18 protein-coding genes and 1 pseudogene are annotated in these 23,954 nt (G+C 67.1%); 11 read left to right on the top strand and 8 right to left on the bottom strand.

Annotated elements, in window-relative coordinates:
• Positions 1 to 127: 127 nt before the first annotated feature.
• Entirely contained in the window at positions 128 to 1,255 is a 1,128-nt protein-coding gene (dnaJ, locus tag EZ304_RS18000; RefSeq protein ID WP_099551177.1) for a molecular chaperone DnaJ, read from the top strand.
• A 105-nt stretch (positions 1,256 to 1,360) separates the two neighbouring features.
• Here the strand turns inward: dnaJ and EZ304_RS18005 are convergent, their stop codons facing one another.
• A complete protein-coding gene (locus EZ304_RS18005) occupies positions 1,361 to 2,158 on the bottom strand; it encodes an AraC family transcriptional regulator (RefSeq protein WP_142807758.1) in 798 nt (265 codons plus the stop codon).
• A gap of 72 nt (positions 2,159 to 2,230) precedes the next feature.
• Here EZ304_RS18005 and EZ304_RS18010 point away from each other — a divergent pair, with 72 nt between their 5' ends.
• From EZ304_RS18010 to EZ304_RS18030, 3 genes are all read left to right on the top strand, one after another.
• A complete protein-coding gene (locus EZ304_RS18010) occupies positions 2,231 to 3,430 on the top strand; it encodes an MFS transporter (protein ID WP_142807759.1) in 1,200 nt (399 codons plus the stop codon).
• Positions 3,431 to 4,053: 623 nt separating this feature from the next.
• Positions 4,054 to 4,962 carry a pyridoxal kinase gene (pdxY, locus tag EZ304_RS18025; protein ID WP_142807761.1) on the top strand — a complete coding sequence of 303 codons (909 nt, stop codon included), beginning with the start codon at positions 4,054 to 4,056 and terminating at the stop codon, positions 4,960 to 4,962.
• Positions 4,959 to 6,083 carry a prephenate dehydrogenase gene (locus EZ304_RS18030; RefSeq protein WP_142807762.1) on the top strand — a complete coding sequence of 375 codons (1,125 nt, stop codon included), beginning with the start codon at positions 4,959 to 4,961 and terminating at the stop codon, positions 6,081 to 6,083. Before pdxY ends, EZ304_RS18030 begins: the two co-directional genes overlap by 4 nt.
• A gap of 231 nt (positions 6,084 to 6,314) precedes the next feature.
• Here the strand turns inward: EZ304_RS18030 and EZ304_RS18035 are convergent, their stop codons facing one another.
• The 5 genes from EZ304_RS18035 to EZ304_RS18055 all read right to left on the bottom strand — a co-directional run bounded on the left by EZ304_RS18035 (position 6,315) and on the right by EZ304_RS18055 (position 10,504).
• The gene (locus EZ304_RS18035) at positions 6,315 to 6,509 is read right to left on the bottom strand and encodes a hypothetical protein (RefSeq protein WP_142807763.1); all 195 of its coding nucleotides are present in this window, start codon (positions 6,507 to 6,509) and stop codon (positions 6,315 to 6,317) included.
• Between the two features lie 70 nt (positions 6,510 to 6,579).
• Positions 6,580 to 8,352 carry an ABC transporter transmembrane domain-containing protein gene (locus tag EZ304_RS18040; protein WP_142807764.1) on the bottom strand — a complete coding sequence of 591 codons (1,773 nt, stop codon included), beginning with the start codon at positions 8,350 to 8,352 and terminating at the stop codon, positions 6,580 to 6,582.
• On the bottom strand, positions 8,345 to 8,941 hold the full coding sequence (locus EZ304_RS18045) for an IMPACT family protein (RefSeq protein WP_142807765.1): 597 nt from the start codon (positions 8,939 to 8,941) through the stop codon (positions 8,345 to 8,347). Before EZ304_RS18045 ends, EZ304_RS18040 begins: the two co-directional genes overlap by 8 nt.
• A gap of 40 nt (positions 8,942 to 8,981) precedes the next feature.
• Positions 8,982 to 9,989 carry a hypothetical protein gene (locus EZ304_RS18050; RefSeq protein ID WP_142807766.1) on the bottom strand — a complete coding sequence of 336 codons (1,008 nt, stop codon included), beginning with the start codon at positions 9,987 to 9,989 and terminating at the stop codon, positions 8,982 to 8,984.
• Entirely contained in the window at positions 9,986 to 10,504 is a 519-nt protein-coding gene (locus tag EZ304_RS18055; protein WP_229301621.1) for an RNA polymerase sigma factor, read from the bottom strand. Before EZ304_RS18055 ends, EZ304_RS18050 begins: the two co-directional genes overlap by 4 nt.
• A gap of 247 nt (positions 10,505 to 10,751) precedes the next feature.
• Between EZ304_RS18055 and EZ304_RS18060 the strand changes: the two are divergent.
• A pseudogene (locus EZ304_RS18060) lies at positions 10,752 to 13,596 on the top strand (EAL domain-containing protein).
• Positions 13,597 to 13,615: 19 nt separating this feature from the next.
• Here the strand turns inward: EZ304_RS18060 and EZ304_RS18065 are convergent.
• Together EZ304_RS18065 and EZ304_RS18070 are read right to left on the bottom strand one after the other, a co-directional pair.
• Positions 13,616 to 14,209: a TIGR00730 family Rossman fold protein gene (locus EZ304_RS18065; protein WP_049428514.1), complete on the bottom strand. Its 594-nt coding sequence runs from the start codon at positions 14,207 to 14,209 to the stop codon at positions 13,616 to 13,618.
• 214 nt (positions 14,210 to 14,423) lie between these two features.
• Entirely contained in the window at positions 14,424 to 15,920 is a 1,497-nt protein-coding gene (locus EZ304_RS18070) for an aminotransferase class III-fold pyridoxal phosphate-dependent enzyme (protein WP_099552313.1), read from the bottom strand.
• A 210-nt stretch (positions 15,921 to 16,130) separates the two neighbouring features.
• Here EZ304_RS18070 and queA point away from each other — a divergent pair, with 210 nt between their 5' ends.
• The 6 genes from queA to fabV all read left to right on the top strand — a co-directional run bounded on the left by queA (position 16,131) and on the right by fabV (position 23,881).
• The gene (gene queA, locus EZ304_RS18075; protein WP_142807767.1) at positions 16,131 to 17,198 is read left to right on the top strand and encodes a tRNA preQ1(34) S-adenosylmethionine ribosyltransferase-isomerase QueA; all 1,068 of its coding nucleotides are present in this window, start codon (positions 16,131 to 16,133) and stop codon (positions 17,196 to 17,198) included.
• Between the two features lie 185 nt (positions 17,199 to 17,383).
• Positions 17,384 to 18,514 (top strand): tRNA guanosine(34) transglycosylase Tgt, encoded by a 1,131-nt coding sequence (gene tgt, locus EZ304_RS18080; protein ID WP_029379947.1) that lies wholly within the window; start codon positions 17,384 to 17,386, stop codon positions 18,512 to 18,514.
• A gap of 133 nt (positions 18,515 to 18,647) precedes the next feature.
• A complete protein-coding gene (gene yajC / locus EZ304_RS18085; RefSeq protein ID WP_099552311.1) occupies positions 18,648 to 18,992 on the top strand; it encodes a preprotein translocase subunit YajC in 345 nt (114 codons plus the stop codon).
• A gap of 61 nt (positions 18,993 to 19,053) precedes the next feature.
• Complete coding sequence (gene secD, locus EZ304_RS18090) at positions 19,054 to 20,910, top strand: protein translocase subunit SecD (protein ID WP_164145991.1); 1,857 nt, start codon at positions 19,054 to 19,056, stop codon at positions 20,908 to 20,910.
• Positions 20,911 to 20,926: 16 nt separating this feature from the next.
• A complete protein-coding gene (secF, locus tag EZ304_RS18095) occupies positions 20,927 to 21,907 on the top strand; it encodes a protein translocase subunit SecF (RefSeq protein WP_099552309.1) in 981 nt (326 codons plus the stop codon).
• Positions 21,908 to 22,621: 714 nt separating this feature from the next.
• Positions 22,622 to 23,881, top strand: coding sequence for an enoyl-ACP reductase FabV (gene fabV, locus EZ304_RS18100; protein WP_142807768.1), 1,260 nt, complete (start codon positions 22,622 to 22,624; stop codon positions 23,879 to 23,881).
• Positions 23,882 to 23,954 lie beyond the last annotated feature (73 nt).

A 23,954-nucleotide genomic window follows, 5' to 3' on the forward strand; every position in this document is an offset into this window, starting at 1 on the left:
CAGCGTCCCGTTGTCGCATCAGGGTCCTGACCGCCCACCGGCGTGTCGGGGCGCCCGACGCAAGAGCGGACCTGGTTCCGCTCTTCCGCTTTGACGAATCCCGACTTTCCGGAACCAGATCCACGATATGAGCAAGCGCGATTACTACGAAGTGCTGGGCGTTGCCCGCACCGCCACCGACGAAGAGCTGAAGAAGGCCTACCGTCGCTGCGCGATGAAGTTCCACCCGGACCGCAACCCGGGTGATGCGGCGGCCGAAGCCTCCTTCAAGGAGTGCAAGGAAGCCTACGAAGTGCTGTCCGACGGCAACAAGCGCCGCATGTACGACAGCCACGGCCACGCTGCGTTCGAGCACGGCATGGGTGGTGGTGGCGGTCCGGGCGGCCCGGACATGAACGATATCTTCGGCGATATCTTCGGCAACATTTTTGGCGGTGGCGGCGGTGGTCCGCGCCAGGCCCGTCGCGGTGCCGACATCGGCTACGTGATGGAGCTGGACCTGGAAGAAGCCGTGCGCGGCGTCGAGCGCCGGATCGAGATCCCGACCCTGGCCGAGTGCGGCGACTGCGATGGCAGTGGCTCGGAAGACGGCAAGGTCGAGACCTGCAACGTCTGTCATGGCCGCGGCCAGGTGCGCATCCAGCGCGGCATCTTCGCCATGCAGCAGGCCTGCCACAACTGCGGCGGCCGTGGCCAGATCATCGCCAAGCCCTGCAAGACCTGTCACGGCAACGGCCGTGTCGAGGAAGACAAGGTGCTGTCGGTGAAGGTGCCTGCGGGCGTCGATACTGGTGACCGCATCCGCCTGCAGGGCGAGGGCGAGGCCGGCCCGGCCGGTACGCCGCCGGGTGACCTGTACGTGGAAGTGCGCGTGCGCGAGCATGCGATCTTCCAGCGCGATGGTGACGACCTGCACTGCGAAGTGCCGATCCGCATCTCGCAGGCGGCACTGGGTGACACCGTGCGCGTGGCCACCCTCGGCGGCGAAGCGGAAATCCGCATCCCGGCCGAGACCCAGACCGGCAAGCTGTTCCGCCTGCGTGGCAAGGGCGTACGTTCGGTGCGCAGCCGCAGCGAGGGCGACCTGTACTGCCGCGTGGTGGTGGAGACCCCGGTCAACCTCACCAACGAGCAGCGCAAGCTGCTGGAGCAGTTCGAAGCCACCTTCGTCGGTGAGGAAGCGCGCAAGCATTCGCCGAAGTCGGCCACCTTCATGGATGGCGTAAAGGGCTTCTGGGACCGGATGACGTCCTGAGTTTTCAACGGAAGCGTTGAACGGTAGCGCCGGGCGATGCCCGGCGTTTTCGTTTGCGGGCGCGGCTGCATTCTGCCAGCGTGGCCCGGCGCTACCGGGGAATGCTCACCGGAAAAACGCCGCCGGCGTTTGCCCCAGCTGCCGTTTGAACATGCTGGTGAACGCGCTGGGGCTGTCATACCCCATCGCCAGCGCGACATCGATGACCTTGTCGCCGACTGCCAGCCGTTCCATCGCGGCCAGCAGTCGCGCCTGTTGCCGCCACTGCCCGAAAGTCATGCCCAGCTCGCTGGCGAAGTGGCGCTGGATGGTTTTCACGTCCACCTGCAGTGCCTGCGCCCAGTCCTGCAGGGTGGCATCGTCACCGGGGTGCTTCTGGATGTGCTGGCAGATCCGCTGCAGGCGCGGGTCGGTGGGCGAGGGCAGGTGCAGCGGCAGCACGTCCATGCGGTGCAGTTCGTCCAGCAGCAGGCGCACCAGGCGGCCGTCGCGGCTATCGTCCACATGCACGGTCTCGATCAGGCTGGCGGCCAGCAGCAGCTCGCGCAGCAGCGGCGCTACCTGTACCGCGAACGCCTCGTCCGGCAGCTGCGGCGCGAAGTCCGGTTCCACGTACAGGCTGCGCATGTGTACTTCGGCGATGCAGTCCACTGCGTGCGCCATGCCGGCCGGTACCCAGATCGCGCGGGTCGAGGGCACCACCCAGTGGCCGCCGTCTGCACGCACCACCATCAGTCCGGACATGGCGAACACCAGCTGGTGACGGCGATGCCGGTGGGGCGCGATGTGGGTGCCGGGCTTGTAGTGGCGGGCGCGGCAGGTCACCGGGCGGTGTACCGGAACTTCGTTCCAGGGTGCAGTCTCGCGGACCGGGCAGGGGGTGTCCTTTTTGCGATATGCCATGACCCGAACGCGGCAGAAGGGAGGGGGAGGTCACCGTAGCATGCGTGGCTCGCCCCCAACCTGACTGTGTCCATGTCGACTCTGGCTTCTCCCGCAACGACCTCACGCCCGGTGGCCCCCGGCGTGCTGGCCGCCATCTCCACCTCGCATGTCGTCAACGACATGATGCAGTCGCTGATCCTGGCCATCTATCCAGTGATCAAGGGCGGCTTCAACCTGAGCTTCACCCAGATCGGCCTGATCACGCTGACCTACCAGCTCACCGCCTCGATCTTCCAGCCGTTGATCGGCATGGCCACCGACCGCCGTCCGGCGCCGTACTCGCTGCCGATCGGCATGGCCTCGACCCTGTGCGGCATGCTGCTGCTCGGCTTCGCACCGAACTACGCGGTGGTGCTGATGGCGGCGGCGATGGTCGGCATTGGTTCGGCCATCTTCCATCCGGAAGCCTCGCGCATCGCGCGGCTGGCCTCGGGGGGCCGCCATGGCTTCGCGCAGTCGGTGTTCCAGGTCGGCGGCAACTTCGGTACCGCGCTGGGCCCGCTGATTGCAGCGGCGGTGATCGTGCCGTATGGCCAGCATGCCGCCTCGTGGTTTGCCGGCGCCGCCCTGATCGGCATCGCATTGCTGACCTATGTCGGCCGCTGGTACGCGCTGCACCTGGGCACCCCGCGCCCGGCCAGCACCGCCTCGATGGCTCCACGCCATCCGCCGCGCACCGTGGCCAAGGTGCTGGCGATCCTGCTGGTGCTGATCTTCAGCAAGTACTTCTACATGGCCAGCATCGGCAGCTACTTCACCTTCTACCTGATCCACCACTTCGGCATTCCGGTCGCGCAGGCGCAGCTGCATCTGTTCGCGTTCCTGGTGGCGTCCGCCGCCGGCGGCTTCCTCGGTGGCCCGCTGGGAGACCGCATCGGCCGCAAGCCGATCATCTGGACCTCGATCCTGGGCGTGGCGCCGTTCGCACTGATGCTGCCGCACGCCGACCTGTTCTGGACCACGGTGCTGGCGGTACTGATCGGTTTCGTTCTGTCCTCGGCGTTTTCGGCGATCGTGGTCTATGCGCAGGAGATGATGCCGCACCGCATCGGCATGGTGTCCGGCCTGTTCTTCGGCTTTGCGTTCGGCATGGGTGGTCTGGGTGCTGCCGTGCTAGGCCTGCTGGCGGACAAGACCAGCATTGAGTACGTCTACCAGCTGACCGCGTTCCTGCCGCTGCTGGGCATCGTGGCGGCGTGGCTGCCGCCGTCGCGGCCTGCTGCTCACTGAGGGGGTTTGGTTTGCAGGGCTTGCAGCCCTGCACCTGCCGAAGCAACGTCAACGTCAACAGCAGAAGCTGGCTATCCGTGGGTTGGCGGGGTGGGTCCGGTTGAGGGGGACGCTGCAAGTACGTCCATGTAAGCTCGGTCGCGCCATCCATGGCGCTCACGCCCCCTCAACCGGACCCACCCCGCCTTCGACAGTTGGCCGCGATCTGTCGGGCAGCGTTCTGCTTTGGTGGGTGCCGACCGTTGGTCGGCACAAGGTCGGATATCGATATTTGACAGACGTGTCGACCAACGGTCGACACCTACCAACAGCCGCAGTTGCCAGTAGAGCCACGCCATGCGTGGATGAATTCATTCGGTATCCGACAGATGTGCCGACCAACGGTCGGCACCCACCAACAGCCGCGTGAACCTGTCAGAGGTGGGGCGGTGTCGGAGTGCGGGGTGTCAGCCGCATGGATGCGGCTGCCAAGCCCCCAAGGACGGGTTCACGGCGTCCCCGCATTCCGACACCGCCCCGCCATCCCACGGATAGCCCGCTTTGGCTTTTGCCGTTGCCGTTGCATTGAGCAGGTGCAGGGCTGCAAGCCCTGCCGAAAACCCCCTTGGGCGTAGAATGCGGTCATGAGCGAATCCCTTGATAACCACCTGGTCCACGGCCGCCGCCTGCGGCCCGACGGCCCGTCGCCGATCGATGTCATCTCGGTCCAGTCGCAACTTGTCTACGGCCATGCCGGGAACAGCGCCGCCGTACCGCCGATGCGCGCACTCGGCGTGCGCGTAGCCGAAATTCCGACCGTGCTGCTCAGCAATGCGCCGTTCTACGACACCACGCGCGGTCGCGTGCTGCCCGCCGACTGGTTCGCCGACCTGCTGCTGGGCACCCACGAGCGCGGCCTGCCGCAGCGGGCGAAGATGCTGGTGTCCGGCTATTTCGGCAGCACCGCCAACGGTGCTGCCTTCGCCGACTGGCTGGACGAGATCCTGCCGACCTGCCCGCAGCTGCGTTACTGCCTGGATCCGGTGATTGGTGACACGCACACCGGCCCCTATGTGGAGCCGGGCCTGGAAGCGATCTTCGCCGAGCGCCTGCTGCCGCATGCCTGGCTGGTCACGCCGAATGCATTCGAACTCAATCGCCTTACCGGCATGCCTGCGTTGGCCGAAGCCGATGCCATCGCCGCCGCACGCACGCTGCTGGACCGTGGTCCGCACTGGGTGATCGCGCACAGCGTGGGCGGCAACCCGGGTGAACTGGTGACCCTGGCCGTTGGCCGCGAGGAAACCTGGCGCTGGACCTCACCGCTGCTGCCGGTGGACGTGGCCGGCACTGGCGATGTGTTGATGTCGCTGGTGGTGTCGTTCCTGCTGCGCGGTGAATCGATGCAGCAGGCGATCTCGCACGCCATCGCCGGTACCCATGCGGCATTGGAAGCGACCCTGGACAACGGTTTCGAAGAGTTCGACGTGATCGTCGCAGCACCCGCTGCCCTGGCCGATGGCGCACGCTTCCGCGCCGAACGCGTGGCATGAGCGTCCTGCTCGAACGCACGCCGCGCACGGTCGGCATCGTCGGAAGCGCCGGCGCCTACGGGCGCTGGTTGAGCCGCTTCTTCCAGCAGCACATGCAGCTGCAGGTGATCGGCCACGATCCGGCCGATCCGGACTCGCATACGCCGGAACACCTGTTGGCGCTGGCCGACGTGCTGGTGTTCTCGGCGCCGATCCGGCATACGCCCGCGTTGATCGCCGAATACGTGCGGCAGTCCGCAGGCCGCGAGCGCGATCGCCTGTGGCTGGACGTGACCTCGGTGAAAGAGGCGCCGGTGCAGGCGATGCTGGCCTCGCAGGCCGAGGTGGTCGGGCTGCACCCGATGACCGCGCCGCCCAAGGCACCCACCCTGAAGGGCCGGGTAATGGTGGTCTGCGAAGCACGGCTGAAGCACTGGCAACCCTGGGTCGATGCGTTGTGCGCGACGCTGCAGGCCGAGTGCGTGCGCGCCACCCCGCAGCACCACGACCAGATGATGGCGCTGGTGCAGGCGATGGTGCACGCCACCCATCTGGCCCAGGCCGGCGTGCTGCGCCAGTACCAGCCGCAGCTGGGCGACCTGGCTGCGATGATGCCGTACCGCTCGGCGTCGTTCGAACTGGATACCGCAATCATCTCGCGCATCCTGTCGTTGAACCCGGCAATCTATGAGGACATCCAGTTCGGCAACCCGTACGTTGCGCCGATGCTGGAGCGCTTGGTCGCCCAACTTCAGGCCCTGCAGGCCCAGGTCGGGCAGGGCGACGACACTGCACGCAGTGCATTCCGTGAGCAGCTGTTGTCGGCCAATCGCAGCGCGTTCGGCGAGCAGGCGCTGGCCGAGGGCAACTACACCTTCGAACGCGTGGGCTATCTGCTGGCAGACCTGACCGAGCGCAACGCGCTGTCGGTGCACCTGCCGGAAGACCGGCCGGGGTCGTTGCGCGAACTGCTGAACGTGTTCGAGCAGCATCGCATCAGCCTGGCTTCGATCCACTCCTCGCGCACCCCCGGCGGCGAAGTCCATTTCCGCATCGGTTTCGTTGCGGGCAGCGACCCTGCAGCGATCACCGTGGCGGCGGCCGAAGTGGACGCCAGCGGCATCGGGCGCGTGCTCGGCTGATCGCATTCATCCACAGGCGGTGTGGATGGCTTCTGCGCAAACATGTGGATAACCGCGCGCAGCCCTTGGCAGCCAAGGCTGTCAAGATGGCTGGTCAAAAATTGACCACGCTTTCTTGTAGCGTCGAGCCATGCTCGACTGCTTTTGGCGAAACGCGTGCCGACCAAGGTCGGCACCTGCCAAAGCAGGGCGATGCGAAATCCGGTCGCGCCGGGCCATGCCCGGCGCACCTCAGATCGTCAGCCTCAGCTCACCACCGCTGGTGGTGAATTCGCGGCCATTGCGCACCAGCAATCGACCGTCATCGAGCTCGTAACGGGGCGTGGCTTCGGAGTGGTGCCCGCTGCCATTCGACTCGGGCTTGAACTCGATGATGATGTGGCTTTCACCGTTGCTGTCGACGGCGGGAAACTGACGGAACGACATCCTGCACCTCCTTCAGCGGATGCTGTTGATGCGGTGCCAGCTTCACTCCGCCGATGTTAGCCGGCCGTCATCAATCGATGAACTGCAGTCGTGCCAGTTCAGCGTACAGGCCGCCTTCGGCCAGCAGCTGTGCGTGCGTCCCTTCCGCCACGATGCGGCCCTGGTCCATCACCACGATACGGTCGGCCTTGAGTACGGTGGCCAGGCGGTGCGCGATCACCAGCGTGGTGCGGCCCGCCATCAAGCGCTCCAGGGCCTGCTGCACGCCATGCTCGCTCTGTGCGTCCAGCGCGCTGGTGGCTTCGTCCAGCAACAGGATCGGTGCGTCCTTCAGCAGTGCGCGGGCAATCGCCACACGCTGCTGCTGGCCGCCGGACAAGCGGGCGCCACGCTCGCCCAGCTCACTGTCATAGCCCTGCGGCAACGCGCGCAGGAAGCCGTCCGCCTCGGCGGCGCGTGCGGCAGCCTCGACCTCGCTGTCGCTGGCCTGCAGGCGGCCATAGCGGATGTTGTCGCGTGCACTGGCCGCGAACAGCGTCGGCTGTTGCGGCACCAGCGCCAGCTGCGCGCGCAGTTCGGCCGGGTCGACCTGGCGCACGTCGATGCCATCCACGCAGATGCGGCCACCGGCCGGATCGTGGAAGCGCAGCAGCATCGACAGCACCGTGCTCTTGCCTGCGCCCGACGGGCCGACCAAAGCCACGGTCTCACCCGGGCGGACATGCAGGTTGAAATGGTCCAGCGCGGCCTGGTCCGGGCGCTGCGGATAGTGGAACACCACGTCGTCGAACTGGATCTCGCCACGCAGCGGCTGCGGCAGCACGTGCGGCTGCGCCGGCGCGCGGATCTCGATGTCTTCCTGCAGCAGTTCGCCGATGCGGCCCATGCCGCCGGCCGCGCGCTGCAGTTCGTTCCAGACTTCGGCCAGCGCACCGACCGAGCCACCGCCGATCAGTGCATACAGCACGAACTGGCCCAGGGTGCCTGCGCTGAGGCGACCGTCGATGACATCGTGCGCACCCAGCCACAGCACGCCGACGATGGCGCCGAACACCAGCAGGATGGCGCTGGCGGTGACCAGCGACTGCGCACCGATGCGGCGCCGCGCGGCCTTGATGGCATCGCCCAGTGCGTGATCGAAGCGGCCGCGCTCGTAGGGCTCGCGTGCATGCGCCTGCACCGTCCGTACGGCGCCCAGGGTCTCGCTGGCCAGGCTGTTGGCATCGGCGATGCGGTCCTGGCTGCTGCGCGCGACAGTGCGCAGCTTGCGCGCACCGATGATGATCGGCAGGACCGCAAGCGGGATGCCCAGCAGCGACCACGCCGCCAGCCGTGGGCTGGTGACGAACAGCATCGCCAGGCTGCCAACCACCGTAACGCTGCTGCGCAATGCCACCGACATGGTCGAGCCGACCACGCTGCGCAGCAGTTCACTGTCGGCGGTCAGGCGCGAGACCAGCTCGCCGCTGCGGCTGCGGTCATGGAACCCGGCACCGAGCTGGATCAGGTGGGCGTACAGGCGGCTGCGCAGGTCAGCCACGACCTTTTCGCCCAGCAGTGACACGAAGTAGAAGCGTGCGGCGGTGGCCAGGGCCAGCACCACGGCCACCAGCATCAGCAGGGCGAAGGCGCGGTTGATCTGGCCGCCGCTGCTGAAGCCATGGTCGATCATCTGCTTGACCGCCGGCGGCAGGCTCAGCGTGGCCGCCGAAGACACCGCCAGGGCCAGCAGCCAGGCGGTGAACAGGCCACTGTGGCGGCGCACGAACGGCCATAGCGTGCGCAGGCTGCCGAGGCGGCGCAGCGGCGGGGGCGAGGCGAGGGCGCCGTCCTTGTCAGTCATCCTGGTGGTCGTCTTCTATGCGGATACGGTCACGAGTGGCGTCGCGCAGGCGGATTTTCAATGCGCCGACCTGATCGGCCGGCAATTCAACGCGCAGGCGCACCCCGTTCGCGTCGAACTGTTCATCGCGCTTCTCCGCGCCGAATGCCGGCAGGGCCGCATGCAGGGTACCCAGATCTTCGAAGCCGGCCTGCAGCTGTAGCCGTGCCATGGCGACCAGCGCCAGCCGCGGTGCGGTGCGCAGGCATTCTGCGGCGGCGCCGCCGTACGCCCGGACCAGGCCGCCGGCCCCGAGCTTGATGCCACCGAACCAGCGCGTCACCACCACCATCACCCGGTCGAACCCCTGCCCGTCGATCGCGGCCAGGATCGGCCGCCCGGCGGTGCCTGCCGGCTCGCCATCATCGCTGGAGCGGTAGTCCTGGCCATGCCGGTAGGCCCAGCAGTTGTGCGTGGCGTCGGCCACGGCAACCTGTTGCAGGAACGCCAGCGCTGCGGGGGCGCCGTCGATCGGCGCGGCATGGGCGATGAAGCGGCTGTGTTTGACTTCCAGCGTGTGGCTGACGGGCTGGGCGAGGGTATCGAGCATTCCCGTCATTCTACGGGGTTGCCGGGTATCCCCGTCCGTTTCAGTCGTCCAGCAGCGGGCGCAGGTCGCGGGGCAGGCGCGCTTCCGGATACTGCTGTATGTAGCGCTCCAGGCTGGCGCGGGCGAGGTCGCGCTGGTCCTGGTCACGGCGCTCGCGGATCTTCTGCAGCCATTGCCGGCGCGGCAGGCGCGCGTCGGCGTCTACTTCGGCCTGCACCGTGTCCGCACTCAGTCCGGCTTCGCTGCCGCGACGCATGACGCCGGGTGCCGAGCGGTTGGTGGCAACGCGCTTGCTGGAAGTGACCTGGACCCGATCGAGTGCCGGAGCCGGTTCGGCGTCGGCTGTGCTGGCTGCGGTTGGCGCAGCGCTGCGCGCCTGCATGGCGCCGACCGGAGCCGGTGCGGATGCCGGAGCGGGTGCGGCGTAGGCAACCGGTGCCACAGGCGCCGCTGACGGCGGAGGTGGTGGCAACGCTGCGAAGGCGGTATCGGCGACAGGCTCTGCGACGCGTGCGCGTGCCGCCGCTGCCTTCACCGGGGCGGGAGCCGGCGCTTCAGCAGGCGCTGCCGGGGCTGGCACCGGGGCGCGGGCGGCGGCGGGCGCCGCCTGGGAAGCGGCGGGGGGCACCGACTGAGGTGCGGCGAGTGGCGCCGCCTCTGGTGCGGGCGGAGCCGGAGCCATCGCAGTCTCGGCGGCATTGCCTTCGGCGGTCTGGTCGGCCACGGCGTCGTCAGCGGCAGGCGCGGCGGCGACCTGCGTTTCGCCGGCCGGAATCGGCGGCGGTTCCGGACGCAGCTGCCAGGCGATACCGATGGCGAATACCATCGAGGCGGCGATGCCGAACACCGCCGGCCAACGCGGGCGGGTGCGCTGCGTGCGCGGCGCCTCGGGAGAGGCGACCGCATCGGCCGCCGGCGGGTCTACGGCAGCGCGGGCCGCAGCCAGGATGGCAGCATCCAGCGCAGCGGGCGGAGCCTGCTCGGCGCGACGGCCGAGCAGCCGGGCCAGCTCGCGTTCTTCCGGCGTCAGGGGTTCGTCTCGGTTCATGCGTTCAGTCCCGCACGCAGCTTGTCCATCGCATAGCGCAGCCGCGATTTCACGGTTTCCCGGCCCACGCCGGTGATCTGGCCGATCTCCTCCAGGCTCAGTTCCTGATCCAGCCGCAGCTGCAGCACTTCGCGCTGCTCGGGCGGCAGTTGTTCCATCGCCAGCTGGATGCGGCGACGTTGTTCGAATTCGGAAAGCTCGCCTTCCGGGGTCTGCCCATCCTCGATCGCTGCCAGGCGCAGATCGGCGTCGGCCGGTGCAGCCGGGCGATGACGGGCGGCACGCCAATGGTCGTTCAGGCGGTTGTGGGCGATGCGGAACAGCCAGGTGCTGAACGCTGCCTCGGGTTGCCAGCCGGCGCGCGCGCTGATCACCCGCTGCCAGACGTCCTGGAAGATCTCCTCGGCCAGCGCGTTGTCGCGCAGTTGCCGCAGCAGGAAGCCGAACAGGCGCTTGCGATGGCGCGCATACAGGCTTTCGAACGCACGCAGGTCGCCACCGGCCCAGGCCAGCATCAAGGCTTCATCGGTTGGCAGTGCGCTGGCTTCCACGGCGTACAGGGTAAGGCCTGCAGGCGATGGCGCATAGCCGGTGGCGGGGGCGGGCAGGGCGAGGGTCATGGCTCGGAAGGGGCTACGGACAGCAGGAAAAACGTACGGGCGCACGATTCGGGGTTTACGGGCTTCCATTGCCCCCCGGGTGGCGCGCTATGCTCGGCGGCTCAGGGGAGGCGACGCACAGACGGCGCCAAGAGATTGTCATTTGTCCACGCATGCTGAACCGGCGGAAGAGCCACCACACGAGGCCGTGCTGAGCACGGCGCTGGTGCGCGCGTTGCATGCGCTTTTGCCGGAGACGGCGGTGGTCCGCGTCGGTTGGGACGACCCGCAGCTGGGATATGGCCGGGGCGGCTGGCCCTTGCTTGCAACTGACAGCGCTGCATCCGTGGAACCCGGCACCGGCGATGGCCAGCACGGCTGGGAGTATGACGGTGCGCGGCTGCTGCTGTCGGTTGCGGGCGCGGCGCCTTCACCCGCGTGGTGGGGGCTGGCCCGGCAGGCAATGGAGCTGGCCCTGCAGCGCGGCCGCCAGGCCGGCCAGATCAGGGCACTGGAAGAAGCCGAGCGGCTCCAACAGGCCCTGTTCCAGATCGCCGACCTGGCCGGTGCCGACCTGGAGATGGGCGAGATGCTGCGCCACGTGCACGGCGTGCTGGGCACGCTGATGTACGCGGAGAACTGCTACATCGTCGAGTATGACGATGTGCGCGACCAGATCCGTTTCCTGTACTTCGCCGATCAGGTCGATGACTTCGTCGCCGATCCCACGCAGAGCCATGATGCCAGCGATATGCCGCGCAGCCTGACCGTGGCGCTGCTGCGCCATGGCAAGCCGCTCAGTGGCCCGTCGCGCGAACTTCTGGCGCAGGTGATGGAACAGGAGCACGACCCGCAGCGTGGGCCCGAAAGCCTGGACTGGCTGGGCGTGCCGATGCTGCGCGATGGCCGTGTCTGCGGCGCCATCGTAGTGCAGAGCTACGAGCATGCCGCCCGCTATGGCGAGGCGGAGCGGGCCCTGCTGGGGTTCGTTGCCCAGCACGTCCAGACTGCGATGGACCGGCGGCAGGCGCAGGTGCGGCTGGAACAGCAGGTGGAGCGGCGCACGCTCGAGCTGCAGCGCGCCAACCGCAGCCTGCAGGATGAGGTGGCCGAGCGTCGCCGCGCCGAACAGCTGCAGACCGCGCTGTACAACATCGCCGAGATGGCGATGTCGGCCGACAGCCTGGCCCAGTTCTACGGCCAGGTGCACGGTGTGGTCGGGCGCCTGCTCGATGCCCGCAATTTCTACATCGCCCTGGTCAACCCGGCCGGCAATGGCCTGGACTTCGTCTATTCGGTGGACGAGCACAATGCCAGCCGCGCGCCACGGCCGTTCAGCCGTGGCCTGACCGAGTATGTGGTGCGCAACCGGCGTCCGCTGCTGGCGTCACGCGCGCAGATCGATGCGCTGCTGGCCAGTGGTGAAGTGCGCGAATCCGGCGCGCGCTCGCATTGCTGGCTGGGCGTGCCGCTGCTGCGCGACGACGAAGTGGTCGGCGCGATCGTGGTGCAGAGCTACAGCGAGAACAGCACGTTCAGCGTGCATGACCAGCGCCTGCTGATCTTTGTCGCGCAGAACATCGGCACCGGGCTGGCCCGGCAGCGCGACCAGCAACGGCTGCGTTCGGCGCATGCCGAGCTGGAAAAGCGCGTGGAAGAGCGTACCCGCGAGCTGGCCGAAGTGAACGAGAAGCTGCTCGGCCAGATCGGCGAGCGCCTGCGCGCCGAGCAGCGCCTGACCCACCAGGCCATGCACGATGCGTTGACCGGCCTGCCCAACCGCCTGCACCTGCTGGATCGCCTGCAGGATGCCCTGGCACTGGCCAAGCGTGAAGGCGGGCCGGTATTTGCCGTTCTGTTCCTCGACCTTGACCGCTTCAAGCTGGTCAACGACAGCATCGGCCATGCGGCCGGTGACCGCATGCTGGTGGAAGTGGCCAAGCGCATCGTGTCGATGGCCGGTACCGAAGATGTGGTGGCACGGCTCGGCGGTGATGAGTTTGCTGTGCTGCTGCAGTGCCCGCAGGGCCTGGCGCAGGCACTGGATTTCGGCCAGCGGCTGCTGCTGGCGTTGCAGGAATCGATGTGGATCGCCGGGCGCGAACTGTTTCCGTCCGGCAGCCTGGGCATTGCCCTGTGGAATCCACGCTACCGCACCGGTGAGGAGCTGCTGCGCGATGCGGATGCAGCGATGTACCGGGCCAAGGCGCAGGGCCATGACCGCTGTGCGATCTTCGACGAGGACATGCGCGAGGAAGCCATGCGCAGCCTGGACCTGGAAGCCGATCTGCGCCGTGCGATCAACAACCGCGACTTCCTGCCGTTCTACCAGCCGATCGTGCGCTTGTCCGACGGCGAAGTGGTCGGTCACGAGGCGCTGCTTCGCTGGCAGCATGAGCGCCGTGGCCTGCTGCTGCCCGGTGCGTTCCTGGAACTGGGCGAAGAGAGCGGCCTGATCGAGCAGGTGGACTGGTTGATCTACGAACAGGTCATCGCGGGGCTGGCACGGGGGGGGCGAAGGCTACGTCTCGGTGAACGTGTCGCCCCGGCATTTCCGCTCGGCGGAGTTCAGTGATCGCCTGTTCGGCCTGCTCGACAGCTGCGGTGCCGATCCGCGCCGGCTGCGCCTGGAAATCACCGAGGTAGCGTTGCTGGACGACGGTCCGCACACGCTGCGCATCCTGCAGGGCCTGCGCGAGCGCGGCATCCAGGTGCAGCTGGATGATTTCGGCACAGGCTTCTCCGCGTTGTCCTACCTGCATCGCTTCCCGATCAGCACGCTGAAGATCGACCAGAGCTTCATCGCCGGCCTGCATGGTCCGGAGGTGCAGAGTACGCGCGCACTGGTTGAGGGCGTGCTGTCGCTGGCGCGCACGCTGGGCATCGAAACCATCGGCGAAGGCATCGAGACCGACGCGCAGCGGCAGACCCTGCGTGAACTGGGCTGCGACTACGGCCAGGGCTACCTGCTGGGGCGGCCCGCCCCATGGGCGCACGCGGCGGCCTGAGCCGCCGCGTACTGTTGCATCATCGCAGGGCGGCGCGGCGCTTCTCGTCGATCCATTTCGAGGCCTGCGCCGGCTGGTAATTCTTCATCCACTCCAGCATCTCTTCGATGTCCGAGCCGTACCACAGGTCCTGGCGCTGGTCCGGGTGCAGGAAGCGCTCTTCCACCATGCGGTCGATCATGCCGATCAACGGGGCGTAGAAGCCTTCCACGTCGAGGAACGCGCATGGCTTGTTGCCGATGCCCAGCTGGCGCCAGGTCAGCATCTCGAAGATCTCTTCCATGGTGCCGAAGCCGCCGGGAAGGGTAACGAAGCCATCGGCGAGGTCGAACATGCGCGACTTGCGCTCATGCATCGAACCGACGATTTCCAGTTCGGTCAGGCCACGGTGGGCCACTTCCCAATCGGCCAACTGGCGCGGGATCACGCCGGTCACCTCGCCGCCGGCGGCGAGCACGGCATTGGCCACGGTTCCCATCAGGCCGACGTTGCCGCCGCCATACACCAGGCGCAGGCCATCGCGGGCGATGCGGTCACCCAGGGCAATGGCGCGTTCGGTGTAGGCCGGCTTGCTGCCAGCGTTGGAACCACAGTACACACAGATCGATTTCATGGATCTTCCTGTCTCTTGGCCGGAAACGAAAACGCCCCGTCGCCGACCGAAAGGCAGTCAGCGACGGGGTGTGCGTAGAGTATGAGGCCTTGAGAGGCCTTCTGTAGAGTCGAGCATGGCTATGCCGGTCGTCCTGACCGGCACCCTTCGGGCCGTCGCCAGCGACGTTGGCAGCGGCTCCTGCCGCTGCCTTCGGCTCTACCGACGCGGGCGCTTACGCCGCCGCGGCCTGCTCGCGGCGCGGGCCTTCACGCAGGGCGCGGCCGACCATGCCCACCAGCAGGTCCAGCTCCTCGCTGTCCATGCCGAAGTGCGGGGTGAAGCGCAGCGAGTTCTCGCCACCGTGGATCACGTTGATGCCGTGCTGGCGCAGCCATTCCTCTGTGGAGTTGGCGCCGTAGCACTTGAACTGCGGGGCCAGCTCGCAGGAGAACAGCAGGCCGGTGCCCTGCACCTTGGTGATCAGCCCGCCCAGCTCGTTCTTCAGCTGTTCAAGCTTGCGCACGGCCTCGGCACCACGCTCGGCGATGTTGGCGCGCACCTGCGGGGTCAGCTGGGCCAGGGTGGCGCAGGCCACATCCAGCGCGCGCGGGTTGCTGGTCATGGTGTTGCCATAGATGCCCTTGCGGTACAGCTGCGCGGCATGCTCGGTCACCGCCAGCACCGACAGCGGGTACTGCGCGGCGTTGAGCGCCTTGGAGTAGGTCTCCATGTCCGGCGGGTCCAGGCCTTCGAAGCCCGGGTAATCGACCACCGACAGCACGCCATGCGCACGCAGGCCGGCCTGGATCGAGTCGAGCAGCAGCAGGCTGCCATGGGCACGGGTCAGTTCGCGGGCCACGGCATAGAACGACGGCGGCACCGAACGGCCCGGGTCGCCTTCGCCCATCACCGGCTCCAGGAACACCGCCTCGATGAACCACTGGTTGCGCGCGGCGTCCTCGAACACCTTGCGCAGGCCGGCTTCGTCGTACGGCGCCACGGTGATCACCGAGTCCTCGCCACGGTAGCTGGCCAGGTGCTGCATGTAGCTCTTGCGGCTGGAATCCGAATAGAGGGCAGGGCGGTCGGTACGGCCATGGAAGCTGCCCTTGACCACCACGCGCTTGATCGCAGCGCCGGCGTGGCGAGCACCCGGGTCGGTCTGCAGCTTGGCGTTGACGTCGGCGATGCGCGCGGCCAGGCCGACCGCTTCGGAGCCGGAATTCAGGCACATGAAACGGGCAAACGGGCAACCGCCACGGCGGTGGCCGATCTCGGCGCGCAGGGCAGTGATGAAGCGCTGCTGCGACAGGCTGGGGGTCATGATGTTGGCCATCACCTGCGGGCGGGCCATCGCCTCCAGCACGGCGTCCGGGGTGTGCCCGAAGCCGAGCATGCCGTAGCCGCCGGCGTCGTACAGCACGGCGCCCTTCAGGGTGACCACCCACGGGCCGCGCGCGGCCAGCGCCACGTACGGGGTCACCGCGTCATCGGCATAGAAATTGACGAAACCGTCCTGCATCGCGTCGATCTGCGCCTGTTCGTCCTGCGCCAGCAGCGGCCCCAGGTCGGCCTGTACGCGCGCGAATTCCTCGGCGGCGGCGTCCACCGCGGCGATCAGCTGCGGGTGGTTGGCGGACAGGGCGGTCAGGGTGGCATCGTCCAGACCGGAGGTAAGGCGGGCGCCGGGCTGGTTGCGCAGGGGGGCGAGGCGTTCGATGAAGCTCATTGCAGATCTCCTGAAACAATGGGTCGCACGGGTCTTCAAAAGCAAAACGCGCGTCATCACGCGCGCTTGGGGCAGGCTCGTGCAGCGGACTTCCGGCTCGATGCTAGCACTTGTTTTTTTGCGCGATAACCCCGCAAAAGCCTGCTGCATAGCAGCATTTTGCGCGACGTTCGCTGCGAAGCGCGCCGGCTCGCAGACGCTGGACGTACAATGCGCGCCATTGTCGACCTGTTGCCGCCCACTGCCTTGAAGAAGTCCGATTTCCACTACGACCTGCCGGCTGAACTGATCGCGCAGGCACCCCTGGCCGAACGTTCCGCAAGCCGCCTGCTGCTGGTGCCGCCGGCGCCCGATGCCTTCACCGATCTGCAGGTGCGCGACCTGCCGTCGCTGCTGCAGCCGGGCGACCTGCTGGTGTTCAACGACACCCGGGTGATCCCGGCGCGCCTGTTCGGGCAGAAGGCCAGCGGTGGCCGCGTGGAGATCCTGATCGAGCGCCTGCTCGGCGCCCAGCAGGCACGCGCGCAGGTCGGCGCCAGCAAGTCGCCGAAGGCGGGCAGCCGCATCGCGCTGGATGCCGGTGGCGAAGCCGAGGTGCTGGGCCGCGATGGCGAGTTCTACGTGCTGCAGTTCCATGTGCCGGAATCGCTGGAACAATGGCTGCTGCATGCCGGCCGCCTGCCGCTGCCGCCGTACATCCAGCGCGAGCCGGGCGTGGACGACCGCGAGCGCTACCAGACCGTGTTCGCGCGCGAAGTGGGCGCGGTGGCGGCGCCGACCGCCGGCCTGCATTTCGACGAACCGCTGCTGGCTGCGCTGAAGGACAAGGGCGTGGAGTTCGGCCACGTCACCCTGCACGTGGGTGCGGGCACCTTCCAGCCGGTGCGTGCCGATGACCTGAAGGACCACGTGATGCACCGCGAGTGGCTGAACGTCGGCGCCGAGCTGGTGCAGCAGGTGCGGCGCACGCGCGCCGGCGGCGGCCGCGTGATCGGCGTCGGCACCACCGTGGTGCGCGCGCTGGAAAGCGCGATGCGCGATGGCGAGCTGCTGCCGTTCGTCGGAGAAACGCAGATCTTCATCACCCCGGGTTATCGCATCCGCAGTGTCGATGCGATGGTGACCAACTTCCACCTGCCGGAAAGCACGCTGCTGATGATGATCTCTGCGTTCGCCGGCAAGGAGCGCGTGTTCGAGGCCTACCAGCACGCGATCGAGCAGCGCTATCGCTTCTTCAGCTACGGCGACGCGATGCTGCTGTTCCCGCAGGCAGGCTGACGCGCACTTCATCCACGCATGGCGTGGATCTACTACCGTCCAGTAGATCCACGCCATGCGTGGATGAATCCGGTACCCCCGGCCATCTCCGGCGGATCTCGCCGCCGGGCATGGCCCGGCGCTACCGGAGCAGGGAAGGCGGTTTTGGGAGACAATAGGCAACTATTTGCCTGAACGACCGCTCCATGTCCCGATTGCAGTTCCAGCTCCAGACCCGCGACGGCCGTGCCCGCCGTGGCCGCCTGACCTTTCCGCGTGGCACGGTGGAAACGCCGGCCTTCATGCCGGTGGGGACCTATGGCTCGGTCAAGGGCATCCTGCCGGACCAGGTGCGTGCGCTGGGCGCCGAGATCATCCTCGGCAACACCTTCCACCTGTATCTGCGCCCGGGCCTGGACATCATCGCCGACCACGGCGGCCTGCACGGTTTCTGCCGCTGGGATGGCCCGATCCTGACCGACTCCGGCGGCTTCCAGGTGTTCTCGCTGGCCCACCGCCGCAAGATCACCGAGCAGGGCGTGACCTTTGCCTCGCCCACCGACGGTGCCCGTGTGTTCCTGGGGCCGGAAGAGAGCATGAAGATCCAGAAGGTGCTCGATTCGGACGTGGTGATGATCTTCGACGAGTGCACCCCGTACCCGGCCACCGAGGATGTGGCGCGCCGCTCGATGGAGCTGAGCCTGCGCTGGGCCCAGCGCAGCCGCAACGCGCATGACGAGCTCGGCAACGACGCGGCCCTGTTCGGCATCGTCCAGGGCGGCGTGCACACCGACCTGCGCAGCCGTTCGGCCGAGGCCCTGCAGGCGATCGGCTTCGACGGCTACGCCATCGGCGGCCTGGCCGTGGGCGAGCCCGAGCACGAGCGCAACGCCATGCTCGACCACCTGGACCCGGAGCTGCCGGGCGACCGCCCGCGCTACCTGATGGGCGTGGGCCGGCCGGAGGATCTGGTCGAGGGTGTCGCACGTGGCGTGGACATGTTCGATTGCGTGATGCCAACCCGGAATGCGCGCAACGGCCACTATTTCACCTCGTTCGGCACCGTCCGCATCCGCAATTCCCAGTACGCGCGGGACATGGACCCGATCGAGCCGGGCTGCGGCTGCGTGGCCTGCACCGGCGGCTACACCCGGTCCTACCTGCGCCACCTGGACCGCTGCAACGAGATGCTGGCACCGATGCTGGGCACCCTGCACAACCTGTTCTATTACGAAAAGCTGATGGCCGACATCCGCGCGGCGATCGAGGCGGGAACCTTCCTGGCCTTCCGTGAGTCTTTCTACGCGGCACGCGGGGCAGTTGCCCCGCCCCTGTAACCCGGATGCCCCCTGCCGAACGGCCCAAGGACGAACGCCTGGGGCCGTGGCATACTTCAAGGCTGACCCAGATCCGCGGTCGACACCCCCGCCCCTGAAGGGACGGGAGCGCCGCCCAACCAAAGGACCAACGATGAACCTGCTTGCCTTCCTGATTCCCGCCGCCCACGCCCAGGCCGCCGGCGGCCAACCGCAGGGCATGGGCCTGACCACGCTGCTGTTCCCGGTCATCCTGATCGCCATCATGTACTTCCTGATGATCCGCCCGCAGATGAAGCGGCAGAAGGAGCACAAGGCCATGCTGGAGAAGATCAAGCGTGGCGACGAAGTGCTGACCAACGGCGGCATCGCCGGCGTGGTCACCGACATCGGCGACAACTTCATCACCATCGAAGTGGCCGACAACGTGCGCATCCGCGTGCAGAAGGGCGCTGTCGGCAACGTGCTGCCGGCCGGTACCCTGAAGTCGGCCCAATAAGCCACTCCCTTTCCGATGCACAACCGCGGCGCCGGGGATGGCGCCGCGCGGGACCCAAGCAATGCTCGAATTTCCACGCTGGAAGTACGTCGTCATCCTGATCGTACTGGCGCTCAGTGCGCTGTACGCACTGCCCAACATCTACCAGAAGGACCCGGCCGTCCAGATCACCGCCAACCGTGGCGGAACGGTCGACGACGCGCTGCGCGACCGTGTTCTGGCCGACCTGAAGAAGGCCGGCGTGGACACCATCGGTGCCGAGAAGGAAGGGGAGAGCCTGATTGTCCGCCTGCCGGACCTGAAGGCGCAGTCCGCCGCCAGCGACGCCCTGCGTGACACCGTCGGCGAGAAGTACACCGTGGCCCTGAACCTGGCTTCGACCGTGCCGGACTGGCTGGCCAACCTCGGCGGTCGTCCGATGGTGCTGGGCCTGGACCTGCAGGGTGGTGTGCACTTCGTGCTGCAGGTCGACCAGAAGGCCGCCCTGGACAAGCGCCTGGACGCCTACACCGAAGACGTGCGCAGCACCCTGCGTGACGCACGCATCGCGTACCAGTCGGTGGAGCGCCGCGCTGACAACAGCATCGTGGCCAACCTGAGCCCGTCCGCCGGTGATGACGCCGCGCAGCGTGCCCGTACGGCCCTGGTCAAGGCGCAGCCGACGCTCGGCTACGACGTCAGCGGCAACCGCATCACGGTCACCGTGCCGGAGACCGAGATCGCGCAGATCGCCAATGGCGCCATCGAGCAGAACATCAACACCCTGCGCAACCGCGTGAACCAGCTCGGCGTGGCCGAGCCGATCATCCAGCGCCAGGGTGCCGACCGCGTGGTCGTGCAGCTGCCCGGCGTGCAGGACACTGCCGAAGCCAAGCGCATGATCGGCGCCACCGCCACTCTGGAATACCGTGCGGTGGTCGAGGGCAACGCGCAGGACGCGATCGACTCCGGTCGTATCCCGCCGGAAGCGAAGGTCTATCAGCGCCGTGACGGCGGTGGTCCGATCCTGCTGAACAAGCGCGTGATCGTCACCGGCGACCAGATGGTCGGCGCGCAGGCGGTGACCGACTCCACCAGCGGTGCACCGGCGGTCAGCGTGACGCTGAACAACGTCGGCGGCCAGCGCATGTTCGATTTCACCAGCGCCAACGTGAACAAGCCGATGGCGGTGGTGTATACCGAGCGCGTGCCGACCGTGACCGTGGTTGACGGCCAGGAAGTGCGTGGCTTCAAGGTCAACGAGGAAGTGATCTCGGTGGCCAACATCAACGGCGTGTTCGGCAAGAACTTCCAGACCACCGGCCTGCAGAAGAAGGAAGCCGACGACCTGGCCAAGCTGCTGAAGTCCGGCTCGCTGGCCGCGCCGATGGACTTCGTCGAAGAGCGCGTGGTCGGCCCGAGCCTCGGCGCCGAAAACGTCAAGAACGGCATGCGCGCGGTGGTGTTCGCGTTCCTGTTCACCCTGGTGTTCTTCAGCGTGTACTACCGCATGTTCGGTGTGATCACCTCGGCAGCGATGCTGTTCAACCTGCTGATCGTGGTGGCGGTGATGTCGCTGTTCGGCGCGACCATGACCTTGCCGGGCTTCGCCGGCCTGGCGTTGTCGGTCGGCTTGTCGGTGGACGCCAACGTGCTGATCAACGAGCGTATCCGTGAAGAACTGCGTGCCGGCGTGCCGGGCAAGACCGCGATCGTGACCGGTTACGAGCGTGCCTCGGGCACCATCCTCGACGCCAACCTGACCGGCCTGATCGTCGGCGTCGCGCTGTTCGCATTCGGTACCGGTCCGCTGAAGGGCTTCGCGCTGACCATGATCATCGGTATTTTCGCCTCCATGTTCACCGCGATCACCGTGTCGCGTGCGCTGGCGACGCTGATCTACGGCCGTCGCAAGAAGCTCCAGAACGTGGCCATCTGACGGGACGACACGCACAATGAAACTGTTTCCGCTGCACATCCTCCCGAACGACACCAAGATCGACTTCATGCGTTGGCGCCATGTCGCCATGGCAGTCACCATCGTGGTGTTCCTGGCCTCGATTGCCATCATCGGCATCAAGGGCTTCAACTACGCGCTGGACTTCACCGGCGGCACCCTGATCGAAGCCCGCTTCGACAAGGCGGTGGACGTCGAGCAGGTCCGCAACAAGCTCGAGCAGAATGGCTTCGAAGGCGCCCAGGTACAGAGCGTCGGTGGCAACACCGACCTGCTGATCCGCCTGGCCCCGCACGGTGAGCATGCGCCGGGTACCGGTGACGCCGCCGCCGAGGACAAGGCGACCGCCGCAGCCGTGGTGAAGGCCCTGTCCACCGCCGACAACCAGGCCACCGTGCTCCGCAACGAGTTCGTGGGCCCGCAGATCGGCAAGGACCTGGCGATGAATGGCCTGTACGCCACCATCTTCATGCTGGCCGGCTTCCTGATCTACATCGCGGTGCGCTTCGAGTGGAAGTTCGCGGTCACCGCCAGCATCGTGGCGATGTTCGACCTGATCGTGACGGTGGCTTACGTGTCCCTGCTGGGCCGTGAGTTCGACCTGACCGTGCTGGCCGGCCTGCTGTCGGTGATGGGCTTTGCGATCAACGACATCATCGTGGTCTTTGACCGCGTCCGCGAGAACTTCCGCAGCCTGCGCGTGGACTCGATGGAAGTGCTGAACCGTTCGATCAACCAGACGCTGTCGCGTACGGTGATCACCGCGGTGATGTTCTTCCTGTCCGCGCTTGCCCTGTACATGTACGGCGGCAGCTCGATGGAAGGCCTGGCCGAGACGCACATGATCGGTGCGGTGATCGTGGTGCTGTCCTCGATCCTGGTGGCGGTGCCGATGCTGACGATCGGCTTCCTGCGCGTCAGCAAGCAGGACCTGCTGCCGAAGGCAAAGGACGTCGAGGCCCTGGCCCGTCGCCCGTAAACGCCTGCTGCCCGCAGCACACAGAGAACCCCGCGCAAGCGGGGTTTTTTGTGTGCAGGGCTTGCAGCCTTGCACCCGCTCAATGCAACGGCAACGTCAAAAGCCGGAGCTGGCTTTCTGCTGGTTGGGCGGGGCCATGTGGGTTGGCAGGACACGCCGTAAACCCATCCTTGGGGGCTCGATGGCGCCATCCATGGCGCCAACGGTCCTGCCAACCCACATGGCCCCACCTCTGACAGATTCCTGCGGCTGTTGGTAGGTGTCGACCTTGGTCGACACATCTGTCAGATATCGATAATCAAACTGGAATCAGATCTACCGTGTCGACCAAGGTCGACACCCACCAGAGAAGAATGCTGTCCCGACAGGTCGCGGAAATCTGTCGAAGGCGGGGTGGGTCCGGTTGCGGGGGCGTGAGCCGCATGGATGCGGCGACCGAGCTTACATGGACGTACTTGAAGCGCCCCCCGCAACCGGACCCACCCCGCCAACCCACAGGAACCCAGCTTTTGACGTTGCTGTTGGGGTTGCCGGCCAGCGGCCGGCACTACCGCAGGTGCAGGGTGCAACCCTGCAAAACAAGCACCACCCTACGCCAGCGTCGGTTGTGCATTCGGCCCCCGCGCACTACGATCCTGCGGTTCGCGCGCGCAGGCGCGCACCCGTATTCCTGCTGAGCGCCCCGTGCGCCGCATCTGCCAACCCGAGGTATCCATGGTCATCAAACCGCGCGTCCGCGGCTTCATCTGCGTCACCACCCACCCGACCGGCTGCGAAGCCGCGGTCAAGCAGCAGATCGACTACATCCGCGCGCGTCCGCCCATCCAGAATGGTCCCAAGCGCGTGCTGGTCATTGGTGCCTCCACCGGCTACGGCCTGGCCGCACGCATCACCGCCGCGTTCGGCAGCGGCGCCGCGACCCTGGGCATCTTCTTCGAGCGCCCGGGCACCGAATCCAAGCCGGGCACCGCCGGCTGGTACAACTCCGCCGCGTTCCACAAGTACGCCGACGAAGCCGGCCTGTACGCCAAGAGCATCAACGGCGATGCCTTCTCCGATGAAGTGAAGGCCAGGACCATCGAGATGATCAAGGCCGATCTCGGCCAGGTCGACCAGGTCGTGTACAGCCTGGCCGCGCCACGCCGCAAGCATCCGAAGACCGGCGAGATCATCAGCTCCACGCTGAAGCCGATCGGTGAGCCGATCACCCTGCGTGGCCTGGATACCGACAAGGAAGTGCTGACCGAGACCCACCTGCAGCCGGCCACCCAGGAAGAAATCGCCGGCACCGTCGCGGTGATGGGCGGGGAAGACTGGCAGATGTGGATCGACGCGCTGGCCGATGCCGGCGTGCTGGCCAATGGCTGCACCACCACCGCCTTCACCTACGTGGGCGAGGAAATCACCCAGGCGATCTACTGGAACGGCTCGATCGGCGCCGCCAAGAAGGACCTGGACACCAAGGTACTGGGCCTGCGCGAGAAGCTGGCCAGGATCGGCGGTGACGCGCGCGTGTCGGTGCTCAAGGCCGTGGTCACCCAGGCCAGCTCGGCCATTCCGACCATGCCGCTGTACCTGTCGCTGCTGTTCAAGGTGATGAAGGAAAAGGGCACCCACGAAGGCTGCATCGAACAGCTGGATGTGCTGTACGACATCCTCTACGGCGGCAAGGCCGACGGCGTGGCAATCGATCGCCTGCGCCACGACCTGGTCGATGGCGATGGCCACACCGTTGCGCTGGTCGATGAGGAAGGCCGCCTGCGTGCCGACTACAAGGAAATGGCGGCGGACGTGCAGGGCAAGGTGGTGGCGCTGTGGCCGCAGGTGACCAACGAGAACCTGTACGAGATCAGCGACCTGGCCGGCTACAAGGCCGACTTCCTGCGCTTGTTCGGCTTTGGCGTGGAGGGCGTCGACTACGAGGCCGACGTCAACCCGGACGTGAAGATCGACAACCTGGTCGACATGACCTGATCAATGAAAAGGCCGGCGAAAGCCGGCCTTATCTTTGGGTAGTGCCGGCCGCTGGCCGGCAACCCTGGGTACC

Origin of the sequence: Stenotrophomonas maltophilia (genome assembly GCF_006974125.1) — a bacterium.
GTDB lineage: Bacteria > Pseudomonadota > Gammaproteobacteria > Xanthomonadales > Xanthomonadaceae > Stenotrophomonas > Stenotrophomonas maltophilia_O.

Excerpts from the sequence above, each read along its gene's own strand:
- EZ304_RS18055 (WP_229301621.1), bottom strand. The coding sequence starts at position 10,504 with ATGCTGGCCTGGGCCGGTGGCGACCTGCGTGCGTTCGAAAGCCTGTAT.
- EZ304_RS18005 (WP_142807758.1), bottom strand. The coding sequence starts at position 2,158 with ATGGCATATCGCAAAAAGGACACCCCCTGCCCGGTCCGCGAGACTGCA.
- EZ304_RS18050 (WP_142807766.1), bottom strand. The coding sequence starts at position 9,989 with ATGAACCGAGACGAACCCCTGACGCCGGAAGAACGCGAGCTGGCCCGG.
- tgt (WP_029379947.1), top strand. The coding sequence starts at position 17,384 with ATGTCCCGATTGCAGTTCCAGCTCCAGACCCGCGACGGCCGTGCCCGC.
- dnaJ (WP_099551177.1), top strand. The coding sequence starts at position 128 with ATGAGCAAGCGCGATTACTACGAAGTGCTGGGCGTTGCCCGCACCGCC.
- pdxY (WP_142807761.1), top strand. The coding sequence starts at position 4,054 with ATGAGCGAATCCCTTGATAACCACCTGGTCCACGGCCGCCGCCTGCGG.
- EZ304_RS18030 (WP_142807762.1), top strand. The coding sequence starts at position 4,959 with ATGAGCGTCCTGCTCGAACGCACGCCGCGCACGGTCGGCATCGTCGGA.
- EZ304_RS18070 (WP_099552313.1), bottom strand. The coding sequence starts at position 15,920 with ATGAGCTTCATCGAACGCCTCGCCCCCCTGCGCAACCAGCCCGGCGCC.
- fabV (WP_142807768.1), top strand. The coding sequence starts at position 22,622 with ATGGTCATCAAACCGCGCGTCCGCGGCTTCATCTGCGTCACCACCCAC.
- EZ304_RS18040 (WP_142807764.1), bottom strand. The coding sequence starts at position 8,352 with ATGACTGACAAGGACGGCGCCCTCGCCTCGCCCCCGCCGCTGCGCCGC.
- EZ304_RS18035 (WP_142807763.1), bottom strand. The coding sequence starts at position 6,509 with ATGTCGTTCCGTCAGTTTCCCGCCGTCGACAGCAACGGTGAAAGCCAC.
- EZ304_RS18010 (WP_142807759.1), top strand. The coding sequence starts at position 2,231 with ATGTCGACTCTGGCTTCTCCCGCAACGACCTCACGCCCGGTGGCCCCC.
- EZ304_RS18045 (WP_142807765.1), bottom strand. The coding sequence starts at position 8,941 with ATGCTCGATACCCTCGCCCAGCCCGTCAGCCACACGCTGGAAGTCAAA.
- yajC (WP_099552311.1), top strand. The coding sequence starts at position 18,648 with ATGAACCTGCTTGCCTTCCTGATTCCCGCCGCCCACGCCCAGGCCGCC.
- queA (WP_142807767.1), top strand. The coding sequence starts at position 16,131 with ATGCGCGCCATTGTCGACCTGTTGCCGCCCACTGCCTTGAAGAAGTCC.
- secD (WP_164145991.1), top strand. The coding sequence starts at position 19,054 with ATGCTCGAATTTCCACGCTGGAAGTACGTCGTCATCCTGATCGTACTG.
- EZ304_RS18065 (WP_049428514.1), bottom strand. The coding sequence starts at position 14,209 with ATGAAATCGATCTGTGTGTACTGTGGTTCCAACGCTGGCAGCAAGCCG.
- secF (WP_099552309.1), top strand. The coding sequence starts at position 20,927 with ATGAAACTGTTTCCGCTGCACATCCTCCCGAACGACACCAAGATCGAC.